This is a genomic window from Streptomyces sp. NPDC005799 (assembly GCF_040630525.1).
GTDB classification, from domain to species: Bacteria; Actinomycetota; Actinomycetes; order Streptomycetales; family Streptomycetaceae; genus Streptomyces; species Streptomyces griseorubiginosus_B.
This window is the reverse complement of record NZ_JBEXXQ010000017.1, coordinates 139,135-155,296: the sequence shown is the minus strand read 5'-3', so window position 1 is coordinate 155,296 and position 16,162 is coordinate 139,135. Positions and strand designations below refer to the sequence as shown.

Annotated in this window: 10 protein-coding genes; 7 read left to right on the top strand and 3 right to left on the bottom strand. The window is 71.8% G+C overall.

Annotation, left to right across the window (positions count from 1 at the left end):
* Window positions 1-225 precede the first annotated feature (225 nt).
* From ABZ453_RS18940 to ABZ453_RS18925, 4 genes are all read left to right on the top strand, one after another.
* The gene (locus ABZ453_RS18940) at window positions 226-837 is read left to right on the top strand and encodes a response regulator transcription factor (protein WP_003948568.1); all 612 of its coding nucleotides are present in this window, start codon (window positions 226-228) and stop codon (window positions 835-837) included.
* A gap of 328 nt (window positions 838-1,165) precedes the next feature.
* On the top strand, window positions 1,166-1,753 hold the full coding sequence (locus tag ABZ453_RS18935; RefSeq protein ID WP_093724548.1) for a sigma-70 family RNA polymerase sigma factor: 588 nt from the start codon (window positions 1,166-1,168) through the stop codon (window positions 1,751-1,753).
* Window positions 1,754-1,925: 172 nt separating this feature from the next.
* Window positions 1,926-3,428, top strand: coding sequence for an IMP dehydrogenase (guaB, locus tag ABZ453_RS18930; protein WP_359016084.1), 1,503 nt, complete (start codon window positions 1,926-1,928; stop codon window positions 3,426-3,428).
* 106 nt (window positions 3,429-3,534) lie between these two features.
* Window positions 3,535-4,659, top strand: coding sequence for a GuaB3 family IMP dehydrogenase-related protein (locus tag ABZ453_RS18925; protein WP_359016083.1), 1,125 nt, complete (start codon window positions 3,535-3,537; stop codon window positions 4,657-4,659).
* Window positions 4,660-5,344: 685 nt separating this feature from the next.
* Here ABZ453_RS18925 and ABZ453_RS18920 read toward each other — a convergent pair.
* Entirely contained in the window at window positions 5,345-5,953 is a 609-nt protein-coding gene (locus ABZ453_RS18920; RefSeq protein WP_359016082.1) for a hypothetical protein, read from the bottom strand.
* Between the two features lie 124 nt (window positions 5,954-6,077).
* Window positions 6,078-7,286 carry a nucleotide sugar dehydrogenase gene (locus tag ABZ453_RS18915; RefSeq protein WP_359016081.1) on the bottom strand — a complete coding sequence of 403 codons (1,209 nt, stop codon included), beginning with the start codon at window positions 7,284-7,286 and terminating at the stop codon, window positions 6,078-6,080.
* Between the two features lie 271 nt (window positions 7,287-7,557).
* Here ABZ453_RS18915 and ABZ453_RS18910 point away from each other — a divergent pair, with 271 nt between their 5' ends.
* On the top strand, window positions 7,558-9,264 hold the full coding sequence (locus ABZ453_RS18910) for a glycerol-3-phosphate dehydrogenase/oxidase (RefSeq protein ID WP_359016080.1): 1,707 nt from the start codon (window positions 7,558-7,560) through the stop codon (window positions 9,262-9,264).
* A gap of 167 nt (window positions 9,265-9,431) precedes the next feature.
* Here ABZ453_RS18910 and ABZ453_RS18905 read toward each other — a convergent pair whose 3' ends face one another.
* Window positions 9,432-10,475: a serine hydrolase domain-containing protein gene (locus ABZ453_RS18905; protein WP_359016079.1), complete on the bottom strand. Its 1,044-nt coding sequence runs from the start codon at window positions 10,473-10,475 to the stop codon at window positions 9,432-9,434.
* 245 nt (window positions 10,476-10,720) lie between these two features.
* On the opposite strand from ABZ453_RS18905, the gene ABZ453_RS18900 reads away from it, so the two are divergent.
* Both ABZ453_RS18900 and ABZ453_RS18895 read left to right on the top strand, forming a co-directional pair.
* Window positions 10,721-13,099: a serine/threonine-protein kinase gene (locus ABZ453_RS18900; RefSeq protein ID WP_359016078.1), complete on the top strand. Its 2,379-nt coding sequence runs from the start codon at window positions 10,721-10,723 to the stop codon at window positions 13,097-13,099.
* A gap of 163 nt (window positions 13,100-13,262) precedes the next feature.
* Window positions 13,263-16,124, top strand: coding sequence for a protein kinase (locus ABZ453_RS18895; protein ID WP_359016077.1), 2,862 nt, complete (start codon window positions 13,263-13,265; stop codon window positions 16,122-16,124).
* The last annotated feature ends 38 nt before the right edge of the window (window positions 16,125-16,162 follow it).

Below are 16,162 nucleotides of genomic sequence, written 5' to 3'. Positions count from 1 at the left end.
GTTGAGGGTCGGCCCCGCGTGTCTGCACCGTGTCCGCTCCCTCACGTAGAGTGCCGAAGATGGCACACGGCCCCGTAACTCTTTCGAGTGACCGTCGTTGAGAGTGCGGAGGCGGTTGAAACAAGAAGTGCTCGGGCTAGTGTCCGAGACAGTCGACCGCACAGGTGACGATTTCGTACCAGCCTGGAGGCTCAAGGTGACGTGCATCAGCTGCGGAGGGCGGCCATGACATCCGTCCTCGTCTGCGACGACTCCCCGCTTGCCCGAGAGGCGCTCCGCCGCGCGGTCGCGACCGTGCCCGGCGTCGAGCGCGTGACGACCGCGGCCAACGGCGAGGAAGTCCTCCGCCGCTGGGGCGCCGACCGCTCGGACCTGATCCTGATGGACGTACGCATGCCCGGACTGGGCGGCGTCGAGACCGTGCGCCGGCTGCTGTCCGCCGACCCCGGCGCGCGCATCATCATGCTGACCGTCGCCGAGGACCTGGACGGTGTCGCTCTCGCGGTCGCCGCCGGGGCGCGGGGCTACCTCCACAAGGACGCCTCCCGCGCGGAGTTGCGCGCGACGGTGACCCAGGCGCTCGCCGACCCGACCTGGCGGCTCGCCCCGCGGCGGCTGCGGTCCGCCGAGATGGGGGCGGCGCCGACGCTCACCGCGCGGGAGATCCAGGTGCTCGAAGGGATGAGCCACGGGCGGTCCAACGCGGAGATCGGGCGGGAGCTGTTCCTGTCCGAAGACACCGTGAAGACGCACGCGCGGCGGTTGTTCAAGAAGCTGGGTGCGTCCGACCGGGCGCACGCGGTGGCACTTGGCTTCCGGTGGGGTCTGGTTCGTTAGGCCCACCGGGGTGCCGCCTTGTGTCGTCGGCGGCTGCGGGTTCGGTGGGGCTGGTCGCGCCCACGCGGCGGTAACCGCAGGTTGATGCAGCCCCGCGCCCCTTCAGGGGCGCGGTCGGCGAGGTTGGTCAAGTAGTCCCCTTGGTGCCCGCTGCTCGTTTCGGCGCGGATGCCGCATCCTTGAAGGTGTGGAGTCTCTCGGGGACGAGTCGGTCGAGCGGAAGGGGAGGGCGCAGGAGATGAGTTCCGGCGCACCTGCTCATAACGCTTCGGTGCACAACAACGGACGCGGTGCCACGGACCGCACGGCCGCAAGGCACCATGGACCGATGCGCGACGACGAGGCGGCGAACGCCGCAGGGGCGATCGGTGCACTCGTCCATCGCGCGGTGGACGGGGACGAGCAGGCCACGCACGACCTGCTCGCCCATGTCCACCCGCTGGCGCTGCGGTACTGCCGTACCCGGCTGTCCCGGCTGCCGGGAGACGCCCGGCACTTCGTGGAGGACCTCGCGCAGGAGGTCTGCGTCGCGGTCCTGCTCGCGCTGCCGCGCTACCGGGACACCGGCCGTCCTTTCGAGGCGTTCGTCTTCGCCATCGCCGCGCACAAGGTCGCCGACCTGCAGCGGGCGGCGATGCGGCACCCTGGTTCGACGGCGGTCCCGTCCGACGAGATGCCGGAGCGGCCGGACGACTCGCTGGGCCCCGAGGAGCGCGCGCTGCTCAGCAGCGACGCCGAATGGGCCAAGAAACTGCTGGCCAACCTGCCGGAGAACCAGCGGGAGCTGTTGCTGCTGCGTATCGCGGTGGGGCTCACGGCCGAGGAGACAGGTCAGATGTTGGGAATGTCACCCGGCGCGGTCCGGGTGGCGCAGCACCGGGCCCTGAGCCGGCTCAGGGCACTGGCGGAACAGTAATTCCTGGGCGGTCGGCGGCTTTCCCGAAGTCGGCGCCTTTCTTGAACAGGCCGCTCGGGGATTCCGTACGAACATACGAAGCCCGAGGTCACGCGGAACCGTGGAATTCGACGGCCCTGCTTCCCGCTAGCATGGACATCCGCACCGATCAAGGCCATTTGGGGAAGGTGTCATGACTGCGAACGTCGACGGAGTGCCCGGTAAATTCGCGACACTCGGGCTGACCTACGACGACGTGCTGCTGCTGCCGGGAGCCTCCGAGGTCCTCCCCAACGCGGTCGACACCTCGTCCCGCATCTCGCGCAACGTCCGGGTCAACATCCCGCTGCTGTCGGCGGCGATGGACAAGGTGACCGAGTCCCGCATGGCCATCGCGATGGCCCGCCTCGGCGGCGTCGGCGTGCTGCACCGCAACCTCTCGGTCGAGGACCAGGTCAACCAGGTCGACCTGGTCAAGCGGTCCGAGTCCGGCATGGTCACCGACCCCATCACGGTGCACCCGGAGGCCACCCTCGCCGACGCGGACGCGCTGTGCGCCAAGTTCCGCATCAGCGGTGTCCCCGTCACCGACCCGGCCGGCAAGCTCCTGGGCATCGTCACCAACCGTGACATGGCCTTCGAGAGCGACCGCAGCCGCCAGGTGCGTGAGGTCATGACGCCGATGCCGCTGGTCACCGGCAAGGTCGGCATCTCCGGTGTGGACGCCATGGAGCTGCTGCGCCGCCACAAGATCGAGAAGCTTCCGCTGGTCGACGCGGCGGGGGTCCTCAAGGGTCTGATCACCGTCAAGGACTTCGTCAAGGCCGAGAAGTACCCGAACGCCGCCAAGGACTCGGAGGGCCGGCTGCTGGTCGGTGCCGCGGTCGGCGCGAGCCCCGAGGCGCTGGAGCGCGCCCAGGCGCTGGCCGAGGCCGGCGTGGACTTCCTGGTCGTCGACACCTCGCACGGCCACAACAGCAACGCGCTCAGCTGGATGTCGAAGATCAAGTCCAGCGTGAACGTCGACGTGATCGGCGGCAACGTCGCCACCCGCGACGGCGCCCAGGCGCTGATCGACGCCGGTGTCGACGGCATCAAGGTCGGTGTGGGCCCCGGCTCCATCTGCACCACGCGCGTGGTCGCCGGCATCGGTGTCCCGCAGGTCACCGCCATCTACGAGGCCTCCCTCGCCGCCCGTCCGGCCGGCATCCCGCTCATCGGCGACGGCGGCCTGCAGTACTCCGGCGACATCGGCAAGGCGCTGGCCGCCGGCGCCGACACGGTGATGCTGGGCTCGCTGCTCGCGGGCTGCGAGGAGTCGCCCGGCGAGCTGCAGTTCATCAACGGCAAGCAGTTCAAGTCGTACCGCGGCATGGGCTCGCTCGGCGCCATGCAGTCCCGCGGCCAGGGCAAGTCGTACTCGAAGGACCGCTACTTCCAGGCCGAGGTCGCCTCCGACGACAAGCTCGTGCCCGAGGGCATCGAGGGCCAGGTGCCCTACCGCGGCCCGCTCTCCAGCGTCCTGCACCAGCTCGTCGGCGGTCTGCGCCAGACCATGGGCTACGTGGGCGCGGCCACCATCGACGAGATGGAGTCCAAGGGCCGCTTCGTACGGATCACCTCCGCGGGCCTGAAGGAGAGCCACCCGCACGACATCCAGATGACGGTCGAGGCGCCGAACTACAGCAGCAAGTAGGCGACAGGCGTACGAGGGGCGGCCCCGGAAGCATCCGGGGCCGCCCTTGTCGTACCCGTCGGCGATACTGGAAGACGCTGAAACGCATCAGGGAAAGGCCACAGACGTGACTGAGATCGAGATCGGGCGCGGCAAGCGCGGCCGCCGGGCGTACGCCTTCGACGACATCGCCGTCGTCCCCAGCCGCCGTACGCGGGACCCGAAGGAGGTCTCGATCGCCTGGCAGATCGACGCCTACCGCTTCGAGCTGCCCTTCCTGGCCGCCCCCATGGACTCGGTCGTCTCCCCGGCCACCGCGATCCGCATCGGCGAGCTCGGCGGCCTCGGCGTCCTGAACCTCGAGGGCCTGTGGACGCGGCACGAGGACCCGCAGCCGCTGCTCGACGAGATCGTCGAGCTGGACGCGGACACGGCCACCCGCCGTCTCCAGGAGATCTACTCCGCCCCCATCAAGGAGGAGCTGATCGGCGCGCGCATCAAGGAGGTGCGCGACTCCGGCGTGGTCACGGCCGCCGCGCTCTCCCCGCAGCGCACGGCCCAGTTCTCCAAGGCGGTCGTGGACGCGGGTGTCGACATCTTCGTCATCCGCGGTACGACGGTCTCGGCGGAGCACGTCTCCGGCTCGCACGAGCCGCTCAACCTGAAGCAGTTCATCTACGAGCTCGACGTCCCGGTGATCGTCGGCGGCTGCGCCACGTACACGGCGGCCCTGCACCTGATGCGCACGGGCGCGGCGGGCGTGCTCGTCGGCTTCGGCGGCGGCGCGGCGCACACCACGCGCAACGTGCTGGGCATCCAGGTGCCGATGGCGACCGCGGTCGCGGACGTGGCGGCGGCCCGGCGCGACTACATGGACGAGTCCGGCGGCCGGTACGTGCACGTCATCGCGGACGGTGGCGTGGGCTGGTCCGGCGACCTGCCGAAGGCGATCGCCTGCGGTGCCGACTCGGTGATGATGGGCTCCCCGCTCGCGCGCGCGACCGACGCGCCGGGCCGCGGCCACCACTGGGGCATGGAGGCCGTCAACGAGGAGCTGCCGCGCGGCAAGAAGGTCGATCTCGGCACGGTCGGCACGATCGAGGAGGTCCTGACGGGCCCCTCGCACACCCCCGACGGCTCCATGAACTTCTTCGGCGCGCTGCGTCGGGCGATGGCCACGACCGGGTACAGCGAGCTGAAGGAGTTCCAGCGGGTCGAGGTGACGGTGGCGGACTCGCAGCACAAGCGGTAGGGGTTACGACGGGAAGGGGGCCGGTCGCCTGACGGGTGACCGGCCCCCTTTCGTGTGCCTGGCTTGCGGGGCGCGTGGGGTGGTGTGGGGGCGTGCGGTTGCGTTCGGGGCAGATACGGGCTGGTCAGCCGGGTCGGGGACGACAACGTCCGTATCGGCGCCCCAAGTTGCTGGAGCGCCCCCTTCCAAGGACTTGGTTCCGGACCCCGCTCCTCGGGGCCCGGCCCGATTTCCGACGGACCGTCTCACCGGGCTACTGGGCGGTGTCGTGGAAGGGGCGTCCATGGGACGTCACCGCAAGCCCACTCGCTGGGATCGGATCCGTCTGTGGATGGTGAAGTGCCGGAGGAGGTGGATCTTGCGGATTTTCGGATGGTGAGCGGCCGCCCCCACGCAATTTAGGGGCGGACACTCCGTGAACCATCCAGGAGTCTGCCGCAGCTAGCCCCTGCGGTGGGCTCCACCCAGTGGGTGTGATGGTGAGCGGCCGTCCCCACGAGGACCAGGGGCGGACTCTCCGTGATCCATCCACGAGCCTGCCGCAGTTCCCGCTGCGACCGGCTCCACCTGTCTCCGTAAGGTACCCGCGCCGCGCCCCCCCCGTGCCACCAGCCCCGAAGCCCGACGCACCCACGCGCCCCCCTTCACCACCGACGCGCCGCCCCTCCGCCGCGCATCGGCAGTGTCAGAGCGCAGCCTTCTTGGCCCCCGTGAAGGCGACGTACGCGGCGATCGCGAAGAACACGAACGTCAGCGGGTCGGCGTCCGCCTTCCAGGCCGCCTGGACGACGTCGAAGTGCTGGAAGAACAGTTCGCTGAAGCTGAGCCCCGTCTCCTTGGCGCCGATCATCGCCTCGCCCACCAGCTGGCCGATGTAGACGGAGCCGAGGGACAGCGCCGCGCTCGCGACCGGCAGCACGGGGTTGCGGCCGCCGAGACGGCCCGCGGCGAGGCCGACCAGGAAGCCGACACCGACCGCTGCCCAGCCGATCTCGTGCTTGGTCAGGCCGATGACCGCGCCGTAGACACCGGCGGCGACCACGGCGGCGACGGCGGCGGCCATCAGACCGAGGCCGACGTTGTTCCGCGCCGGAACGGGAGCGGGGACGGCCCCGTACGGGACCCCCGGTGCCGGAGGCGGCGGTACGGCGCCCGGCTGCGGGGCGTACGGAGCGCCGTCGGTCTGCTGCTGCGCGTACGGGTTGCCGTCGACCGGCTGCGGCTGCGGCTGCGGCTGGGACTGGGCCTCCGGCTGCGCCGACGGATGCTGCGGCGGTGGAGCTGACTGGCTCATGACAGAAATCCCCCCACGGGATGGAACGAGCGGAATGGTGAAGCGGAGAAACGTGCGCACGACTGTGCGACGAGTGAGGGGAGACTAACAGGCAGGACTGACACGGCCACCAGTGAATTTGCCGTCAGAGCCGGTGCGCCGCCCCCGTCGGTGCCGCCCCGCGCGTGTCGAGGAGCAGCTGGGCCTTCACCGACAGGCCCTGGAGGTCGTACGTGCGGTGGTGCTGGAGCAGGATCGTCAGGTCGGCGTCGGCGGCAGCCTCGTAGAGGGAGTCGGCGCGCGGGACCGGACGGTCGAGGACGTTCCAGGACGGGACGTGCGGGTCGTGGTAGCTGACGGAGGCGCCCAGCTCCATCAGGCGGACGGCGATCTCGCGCGCGGGGGTGGCCTGTTGGTCGGCGAGGTCGGGCTTGTAGGTGACGCCGAGCAGGAGGACGCGGGCGCCGCGCGCGGACTTGCCGTGTTCGTTCAGGAGCGTGGCCGCGCGCTGGACGACGTAACGCGGCATCTGGCTGTTGACCTGCTGGGCCAGTTCGACCATGCGCAGGGTGCGGCCGGCGGGGACGGTCAGGTCCTGGGGGACGGCGTGGCCGCCGACGCCGGGGCCGGGGCGGAAGGCGTGGAAGCCGAACGGCTTGGTCTCGGCGCAGCGGATCACGTCCCAGAGGTCGACGCCGAGGTCGTGGCAGAGGACGGCCATCTCGTTGACCAGGGCGATGTTGACGTGCCGGAAATTCGTCTCCAGGAGCTGGACCGTCTCCGCTTCGCGCAGGCCACGCGCGCGTACCACCTTGTCGGTGAGGCGGCCGTAGAAGGCCGCGGCCGACTCGGTGCAGGCGGGGGTGAGGCCGCCGATCACCTTGGGGGTGCCGGCGGGCGTGACGTCGCGGTTGCCGGGGTCCACCCGGCTGGGGGAGTAGGCGAGGTGGAAATCGCGCCCCGCGCGCAGCCGTGAACCCTCTTCGAGGATCGGGCGGAGCAGGTTCTCCGTGGTGCCCGGGGGGACCGCCGACTCGAGGATGACCGTGGTGTGCGGGCGCAGGTGGGCGGCCAGGGTGCGGGCCGCCGCCTCCACCTGGGTGAGGTCGAGACCGCCGTCCGGGCCGGGCGGGGTCGGCGCGCAGATGACCGCGGTGCGGACGCGGCCCAGCTCGGCGGGGCTGGTGGCGTGCCGGAAGCCCCCCGAGAGCATCCGGCGCAGTTCGGCGGGGCTGAGGGAGCCGGGCTCCGGCCCGGTGCGGTAACCGAGCGTGGGGATGCCCGCGGCCACGGCCGCCTGGGCCAGGGGCAGGCCGAACGGGCCGAGTCCGATGACGGCGAGATCTGCGGGCATGGCGTGGGCCGTCCTTCCCAATAACCGAAGCGGGACAGGTGCGCAAGCCCGGTGGACAGGATGGGCGAGTGCAATGTCAGACTAGGAGTAAATATGACCGTTATGCGGGATTGGTCGCCTGTGTTTTCCGGTCGTCCCGGGAAAGTTGTCCACAGGGTGGGGAGCCGTGGTGGCTGAAGTCGGGCAAGACGGTCAGAATTTGGGCATGGGGGGTACGACACGGGCTTCGCCCGACGGGTGCGGCCGGCGCTATCGATAGCGGGAGGCAGCGGTGAGGACAGCGATACTGGGGCCGGTGCAGCGGGCCGAGTCACTGGCGGCAATGGCCGAGCGCGAGCTGGACGTGCTGGTGGTGGGCGGCGGTGTGGTCGGTTCGGGCACCGCCCTCGACGCCGTGACCCGCGGCCTGTCCACCGGGCTGGTCGAGGCGCGTGACTGGGCGTCGGGCACCTCCAGCAGGTCCAGCAAGCTGATCCACGGCGGACTGCGCTATCTGGAGATGCTGGACTTCGCCCTCGTACGGGAGGCACTGAAGGAGCGCGGGCTGCTGCTGGAGCGCCTCGCCCCGCATCTCGTGAAGCCGGTGCCGTTCCTGTACCCGCTGCAGCACAAGGGCTGGGAGCGGCTGTACGCCGGCTCGGGCGTCGCGCTCTACGACGCGATGTCGATGGCCCGCGGACACGGACGGGGTCTGCCGGCCCACCGTCACCTGACCCGCCGTCACGCCCTGCGCGTCGCGCCCGCCTTGAAGAAGGACGCACTGGTCGGCGCCCTGCAGTACTACGACGCCCAGATGGACGACGCGCGGTACGTGGCCACCTTGGTGCGCACGGCGGCCGCATACGGCGCGAAGTGCGCCAACCGCGCCCGGGTGACGGGTTTCCTGCGTGAGGGCGAGCGGGTCGTGGGCGCGCGCGTGCAGGACGTCGAGGCGGGCGGCGAGTACGAGATCCACGCCAAGCAGGTCGTCAACGCGACCGGGGTGTGGACCGACGACACCCAGGCCATGGTCGGCGAGCGCGGACAGTTCCACGTCCGTGCCTCCAAGGGCATCCACCTGGTCGTGCCGAAGGACCGCATCAACGCCTCGACGGGCCTGATCCTGCGCACGGAGAAGTCCGTCCTCTTCGTCATACCCTGGGGCCGGCACTGGATCGTCGGCACGACCGACACCGACTGGGACCTCGACAAGGCGCACCCGGCCGCCTCCAGTGCGGACATCGACTATCTGCTGGAACATGTGAACTCGGTGCTCGCCGTGCCGCTCACCCGCGACGACGTCCAGGGCGTGTACGCGGGGCTGCGCCCGCTGCTGGCCGGAGAGTCCGACGCCACCAGCAAGCTGTCGCGCGAGCACACCGTGGCCCACCCGGTGCCGGGGCTGGTGGTCGTGGCGGGTGGCAAGTACACGACCTACCGGGTCATGGCCAAGGACGCCGTCGACGAGGCGGTGCACGGGCTCGACATGCGGGTCGCCGAGTGCGTCACGGAGGACGTGCCGCTGCTGGGCGCCGAGGGGTACCGGGCGCTGTGGAACGCGCGAGCGCGGATCGCGGCCCGGACGGGTCTGCACGTGGTGCGCGTGGAGCATCTGCTGAACCGTTACGGCTCGTTGGCCGAGGAGGTCCTCGACCTCATCGCCTCCGACTCCTCGCTGGGCGAGCCGATGCCGGCGGCCGACGACTATCTGCGCGCCGAGATCGTGTACGCCGCCTCGCACGAGGGGGCGCGGCATCTGGACGACGTCATGACCCGGCGCACCCGTATCTCCATCGAGACCTTCGACCGGGGGACGCGCAGCGCCCGTGAGGCCGCCGAGCTGATGGCGCCGGTGCTGGGCTGGGACAAGGACCAGATCGAGCGCGAGGTCGAGCACTACGAGAAGCGGGTGGAGGCCGAGCGGGAGTCCCAGCGGCAGCCGGACGACCTGACGGCGGACGCGGCGCGGCTGGGGGCGCCGGACATCGTGCCGTTGTAGGGCGCCGGACACTGTGGCGCTGTAGGGGGCCGCTGCCGGATGCCGGACACTGTGCCGCTGCGGGGTGCCGTTCTTGGGGCACCCCGCAGCCGCCGTCCCCGGGAGCCCCGCTCGGTTCACTCGGACGAGTGTCGCGAACCGGGATCTTCGCTCGGAACCGGGTCGTTCTACGAGGTGCGGGGGCAGAACTCGGCGGCGAGCAGGGCCGGTTCGAGGTCGGGGTCTGTGGTCGCCGTCGTGTTCACCCGATAGGTGAGGACGCGACGGCCGTCGACGGTGGCCGCGGTGCGCACGTAGCTGCCGAGGATGCGGCCGTTGTGTCCCCACACCGTGGTGCCGCACGGCAGCTTCTCCGGATACAGGCCCATGCCGTACAGGCCGTGTGCGGCGCGGGTGTCGCGCATCTCGCGCAGCCGGCGCGGGGGCAGCAGACGCCCGCCGAGCAGGGCCGCGTAGAAGCGGTCCAGATCGGTGAGCGTGGTCACCAGCTCGCCCGCGGCCCCGGCCACCCGCGGGTCGAGTTCGGTGACGTCGGTTCCGTCGGCGGCGTAGGCGCGGCCGTGCGGGGAGGGAAGCGACATGCGGGAGCCAGGGAAGGAGGTGCCGGTCAGACCCAGCGGAGCGATGATGCGACGCTCGGCCTCGGCGGCGTAGGAGTGGCCGGTCACCTGCCGGACGACCATGCCGAGCAGGACGTAGTTGGTGTTCGAGTAGGAGAAACGGCCGGGGTGGGCCGGCGGATGGGTCAGGGCCATGCGCAGAGCCTGACGAGGGGAGAGGGGGACCAGACCCTTGGTGTCGGCGGTGAAGTCGTGCAGACCGCTGGTGTGGGTGAGCAGGGCGCGCAACGTGATCGTGCTGCCGTCGTTGCCTGCCCCGCGCACCAGACCGGGCAGGTGCCGCTCCACGGTGTCGGACAGCTTCAGCCGGTGGTCTTCGGCCAGTTGCAGGACGAGCGTCGCGATGAACGTCTTCGTCATGCTCCCGGCGCGGAAGTGGTCGTCGCGGGCGATGCCGGTACCGGCCCGGGCGTAGTGGCTGCCGGTTCCGTCGCGGACCAGCAGCGCCGCGGCGGGGGCGCCGCCCCGCGTGACCAGCAGCGGGAGGACCGCGTCCGTGGTCGGCGGCCGGGGCGCGGTGGAGTCGGCCGGGGTCAGGGCGAGCAGCGCCAGGGACACGGGGAGGACCAGCAGTGCTCGAAGCGACGGCATCGCGGGCTCCTCCCTTGTCACTGCCCATCATCCAGGGTGGCGAGACGCGGACTTGGTCCGGGTCTGGTGGCGAGGAGGTTGCTTTGCGATGGTTGTGATGGTCCTGTAAGGGGACTGAGAGAGGTCGGTCGCCGTCGAACCGGTGTGCGCGGGCCGTCGCCGGGCCAGGGGCACCCTGGGCGTCGGGCACTTGTCGGGTGAGGGACAATGGAGGCTCTGTCAGGGCGGGTTGTATGAGGGGACGCATGTCGGAGGCGGAGCGGGCGGGTACATCTCGTCAGGACACTCGTCAGGACTCTCGTCAGGACAAGAGCGAGCGTCTTCTCGCCGGGCGGTACCGGCTGCACGACGTGCTCGGCCGGGGCGGCATGGGCACGGTGTGGCGGGCCGAGGACGAGACCCTGGGCAGGACGGTCGCCGTCAAGGAGCTGCGGTTCCCGTCGAACATCGACGAAGACGAGAAGCGCCGGCTGATCACACGGACGCTGCGTGAGGCCAAGGCGATCGCGCGGATCCGCAACAACAGCGCGGTGACGGTCTTCGACGTGGTCGACGAGGACGACCGGCCGTGGATCGTGATGGAGCTCGTCGAGGGCAAGTCGCTGGCCGAGGTCATCCGGGAGGACGGCCTGCTGGAGCCCAAGCGGGCCGCCGAGGTCGGGCTGGCCATCCTGGACGTGCTGCGTTCGGCGCACCGCGAGGGCATCCTGCATCGCGACGTGAAGCCGTCGAACGTGCTGCTGGAGTCCGACACCGACCGGGTGGTGCTCACCGACTTCGGCATCGCCCAGGTCGAGGGCGACCCGTCCATCACCTCCACCGGCATGCTCGTCGGCGCGCCCTCCTACATCTCCCCGGAGCGGGCCCGCGGACACAAGCCGGGTCCCGCGGCCGACCTGTGGTCGCTCGGTGGACTGCTGTACGCGGCGGTCGAGGGCGTGCCGCCCTACGACAAGGGCTCCGCGATCGCGACCCTGACCGCGGTGATGACCGAGCCGCTGGAGGAGCCGAAGAACGCGGGTGCGCTGAAGGACGTCATCTACGGGCTGCTCACCAAGGACCCGGCGCAGCGGCTCGACGACGCCCGGGCGCGGGCGATGCTCAACGCCGTCATCCACGCGCCCCAGCGCAGGGCCGAGCCGGAGCCGCCGGCGGACGCGACCAAGGTCGTGCCGATCCCGGCGCAGCCGGACCGGCCCACGGGCAAGGGCGGTTCGGGTGGCTCCGGGAGCAAGCGGGGCGAGGAGGCCGGGGAGAAGCTGCGCGGGGCGCTGCGCTCCATGCGCAAGGCCGCGGTGGCGGCTGCGGCCGGTTCCGCGGCCACGTCCCGCGGCAAGTCGGGCGGTGGTACGGAGGGTTCGGGCGCCGGAGGTGCCGCGTCGGGGGGGACCGTGGCCGACGGGACCGCCGGAGCGGGGGCGAAGGGGGCCGCGGTTCCGCCTCCGCCGGGGGCTCCTCCCGCGGCTCCGGGTACGCCCGGGGTCCCGGGTACTCCCCCGGCCTCGCGCGGTGCTGCGGCGCCGGCGGGCGGGAAGGCGGCTTCGGCGCCGTCCGTCCCGTCGCAGTCGTCGGCTTCTTCTGCCGGGTCTTCATCTACCGCGCCCGCTTCCGCAGGGTCGTCTTCTGTCGGGTCGGCGGCTTCCGGAGCTGCTTCGGCTTCCAGTGCCTCTGCGGGGTCTGCTGCCTCTGCGGGGTCCGCGGGCTCTTCCGCCTCTTCGGCGCCCTCCGCCTCCTCGGCGTCTTCGGGGGGAACCTCCGGGGGTTCGAAGGGCGCGGGGCAGGGAGCGAGCGGGGCGGCCGGTGGCCGGAGTTCGGGGTGGCCGGTGATGACGCCGCCCGATCTGCCGCCGCGGCCCGTGCCAAGGGCGCCGATCACCGACGTGGTGCCCCGGCGGACGCTGGTGATCATCGCGGTGGTCGTCGCGCTCGCCGTGATCGGGACCGTGCTGGCCCTCACGCTGGGCGGGGGCGACGACAGTTCCGACAACGGGGCGAAGAAGGGCGGCGGAAAGGCCGTCGCGAGCGCGACCGCCGGCCCTCGTACCAAGGAGGACACCGGCGCCGGAGGCAAGGCTGACGGCGGCTCGACGAAGTCCCCGGGGGCATCGACCGGGGACGGCACTCCGGGCAACAGCCCGAGCGCGTCCGGCGGCAGCGGGGCGCAGGCGGGCGGTTCCTCCGGGGGCGACGGCGCGGTGGCGTCGAAGTACACGGGGAGCCAGGGGTACTCGATCGGTTTGCCCAAGGGCTGGAAGTACCAGTCGACGAGTGCCGCGGGAGACCGGTTCACCGGGCCGGACGGGCAGAAGCTGCTCGTCGCCTGGACGTCCACGCCGAAGAGCGACCCGGTGGGGGACTGGAAGAACCAGGAGCGCTACATGGTGCGCTCGCAGTACCAGAAGATCCGGATAGAGCAGGTGGACTACCGCGGCTGGAACGCGGCCGACTGGGAGTTCACCTATGTGGAGGGCGGGACGCAGTACCGGACGATCGACCGGGGATTCGTCGTGAACGGCCATCTCGGGTACGCCCTGATGTACACGGCGAAAGCCGCGAACTGGGACAGTGACCTCCGTAAGGACACCTGGAACACGCTCGCGAAGACGTTCGAACCGAAGTCGTAAAGCGACTGGTCCGAGTTTGAAGCGTCAGATCCGGCATCCCCTCTCTGTGGGTTGCCTCCGGCACGTATCGTGAAGACCTGCGGACCGTACGCATCCAGGAATGCGTCCGGAACAGGGCACAGGGCGAACGGAATTGACCGACCGGGCGGCCGAGGGAGGCAGCGTGGAGGACTATGCGGGTCGGGTGCTCGCCGACCGCTACCGCCTGCCGTTGCCGCCGTCCGACGAGTACGAACTCACCGAGACCCGGGCCTTCGACACCTACAGCGGGCAGGAAGTCCTGGTCCGGCAGGTGCCGTTGCCGGAGGTCGTCGAGGCGGAGGTGCTCGACGCGGAGGGGCTGCCGGACGGGTTCACGGCGCGTGACCCCTGGGACCGGGGGAGCCGGCGCCCGTCGGCGCGCGGTGGCGTCCGCAGGCCGACGGACCCCGCGGTGCGGCGGGCGGTCGAGGCGGCCCAGGCGGCGGCGCGCATACCCGATCATCCTCGGCTCGACCAGGTCTTCGACGTGTTCGCCGAGGGCGGGTCGCTGTGGATCGTCAGCGAGTTGGTGGCCGCGCGGCCGCTGGCGGCGCTGCTCGCCGAGCAGCCGCTCCCCCCGTACCGGGCGGCCGAGGTGGCCTCTGACGTCCTGATGGCGCTGCGGGTGCTGCACGCGCACGGCTGGGTGCACCGGAACATCACCGCCCGCACGGTCCTCGTCTGCGACGACGGCCGTGTGATGCTGACGGGCCTCGCGGTCGGCGCCGCGGAGGAGGCCCTGTGCGGCTACGACCCGGTACCGGCCCCGGACGACGACGGCCCGCCGGACAGCGCACCGGCTGACGGCCGGGGAGACGCCGGAGGATACGGCGGAGTTGAGGCCTCCGGCGGTACGAGGGCTATCGGGGTGCTCGGCGGACAGGCCGGTCCCGGGGGACGCGGCGGACAGGGTGCGCGGCCTTCCCCGGGCGGGCTCGGTGACGTCGATCCCGTGGCCGCCCGGAGTGCCGCGATCAGGGCGCGTACGGCCGGCGGGCTGCCGAGTGCCGAGGCGGACACCGCCCACGGGGGCGGTGGGTCGGGGGCCGTGGTGCCCAAGGCCCTGGAGACCGGCGGGGACATCAGGGCCGCGCGGGCCGGGGCGATCGCCGCCTACCGGGCGGGCGCCCGCGCCGCGGCCCGCGTCCAGGAGGCGCAGAACGGCCGCACGGCCCTGCCCGGCGCCCGCCCGGCCCCCGAGTCGGACCCCGCGACGCAGACCAACGGCACGGCACAGCCGTACCCCTCGGGTGAGGGTGTCGAGCATGCGCCCCAGGTACCGCCGGGGCAGATAGCCGACCCGTACGGGGTGGGCGGAGCACCCTGGCATGGCGCCTCCCGTCGTCCCGGAGCCGGGGCAACACCGGTGCCCGGGGGGCCGGGCAACGGCACCCTGGGGCAGGACGGTCCGGCGGTGTCGCCCTCCGGGGGCGACAACGGCCGCGGCACGTATGCGGACAACGGCGCCCACAGCGGGGGTCCCGGCACCGGTGACCTCTTCGGCGCGCCCGGCACCTCGGCCAACGACCTGGGCGCGGCCCCCGCGACCGGCCTCCCGGCGTCGGGGTTCGGCGAGTCCCGCCCCTCGGTACCTCGCCCTCAGGCACCGGGCATCCCGACGCCGGACCACGGCACCCCCCGCCCCTCCGCCCCCGGCCTCCCGCGGTCGGACACCGGTGCTCCCCGACCGCCCGCCCACTGGGACGACTTGCTGGCCAAGACTCCCGTGCCGTCCCGTGGGCCCACCACGGCTCTCGAGGCGGAGCGGGCGCGGCAGGCTCGGATGGCCGTCGTGGGGCCCGTCACCGAACGGTGGGCGCCGGAGCAGGCCGGGCCCGTGCACGAGAACTGGCAACTGGCGGCGCCCATCGGGCCGGCGACCGACCTGTGGGCGCTCGGAGCGCTGCTCTTCAGGGCCGTACAGGGACACGCGCCCTACCCCGAGGAGTCGACGGCCGAGCTGGTGCAGATGGTCTGTGCCGAGCCGCCCGCCTTCGCCGAGGAGTGCGGGCCGCTGAGGCCGGTCGTGGAGTCGTTGCTGCGACAGGACCCGACCGAGCGGCTGGAGTTCGAGGAACTCAGGGGCTGGCTGCGTTCGCTGGTGCGGTCGGCTCCCGAACCGGACGCCGGTACGCATGTCGTCCCCGCGCCGCCCGCCGACCCGAACCGGCTGCCGATCATCCGGCGGCGCGGCGAACTGGTGCGCAGGCGACGCGCGGGGCTGCCCGCGACCTCCCCGCACGGCCGGCACAAGCGGGCCAAGGAGCAGGCGCAGTCCCCCCGTCGGCTCGGCAGGACACTGCTGCTGTTGATACTGCTGTTGCTCGCGGGCGCGGTCGCCTACGCCGTGCTGTTCATGCCCAGGGCCGGCGACGACGGTGCCGCGGGCGGACAGCGGACCGGAGCGGCCGGGGACGTCAGTCCCGCGCCGCAGCCGTCCGGAAAGAGCACCGGCGGTCAGTCCCCGTCCCCCAAGTCCTCGCCCACGCCCGAGAAGAGTCCCTCGACCTCCGCCGGGGCCACCGGAACCCAGACCACCGACCCCGACGTCGCCGCCGGGTTCACCGTGCGCAAGGACCCCGAGGGGTTCCAGGTCGCCGTGGCCAAGGGGTGGAGCCGGGCGGACAAGAACGCCTGGAACCAGGTCGTCTACTCCAAGGGCGACTTCCAGCTGATCGTCGTGCCGGGGCGGGACGGCGCGGTGACGTACGGCAGTGATCCGATGGCGTACCAGCGCGACGAGGAGCACGAGTTGCAGCCCTACCGCAGTTCGAGCTGGGCCACCGCGACCGGGCTGAGAACCATCACCGTGGGCACGCGGGTCATGGCCGAGGGGCAGTTCACCTGGACCGACGGCAGCGGGCACGATCTGTACGTCCGCAATCTCGCGATCCTGATCGACGGGCGCTACCACGTCGTGCAGGTGCGCGGCCCGGAGTCCCAGCGCGACGAGGTGACCAAGCTGTACGAGCAGGCGTACTCCACCTACGCGTACACCAAGTGAGTCACTCTCCGTGATCCACGGCGTCGTAACGTGCCGAC

Coding starts and splice junctions, on each gene's coding strand:
- ABZ453_RS18905 (WP_359016079.1), bottom strand. CDS start 10,475: ATGCCGTCGCTTCGAGCACTGCTGGTCCTCCCCGTGTCCCTGGCGCTG.
- guaB (WP_359016084.1), top strand. CDS start 1,926: ATGACTGCGAACGTCGACGGAGTGCCCGGTAAATTCGCGACACTCGGG.
- ABZ453_RS18935 (WP_093724548.1), top strand. CDS start 1,166: ATGCGCGACGACGAGGCGGCGAACGCCGCAGGGGCGATCGGTGCACTC.
- ABZ453_RS18915 (WP_359016081.1), bottom strand. CDS start 7,286: ATGCCCGCAGATCTCGCCGTCATCGGACTCGGCCCGTTCGGCCTGCCC.
- ABZ453_RS18920 (WP_359016082.1), bottom strand. CDS start 5,953: ATGAGCCAGTCAGCTCCACCGCCGCAGCATCCGTCGGCGCAGCCGGAG.
- ABZ453_RS18900 (WP_359016078.1), top strand. CDS start 10,721: ATGTCGGAGGCGGAGCGGGCGGGTACATCTCGTCAGGACACTCGTCAG.
- ABZ453_RS18940 (WP_003948568.1), top strand. CDS start 226: ATGACATCCGTCCTCGTCTGCGACGACTCCCCGCTTGCCCGAGAGGCG.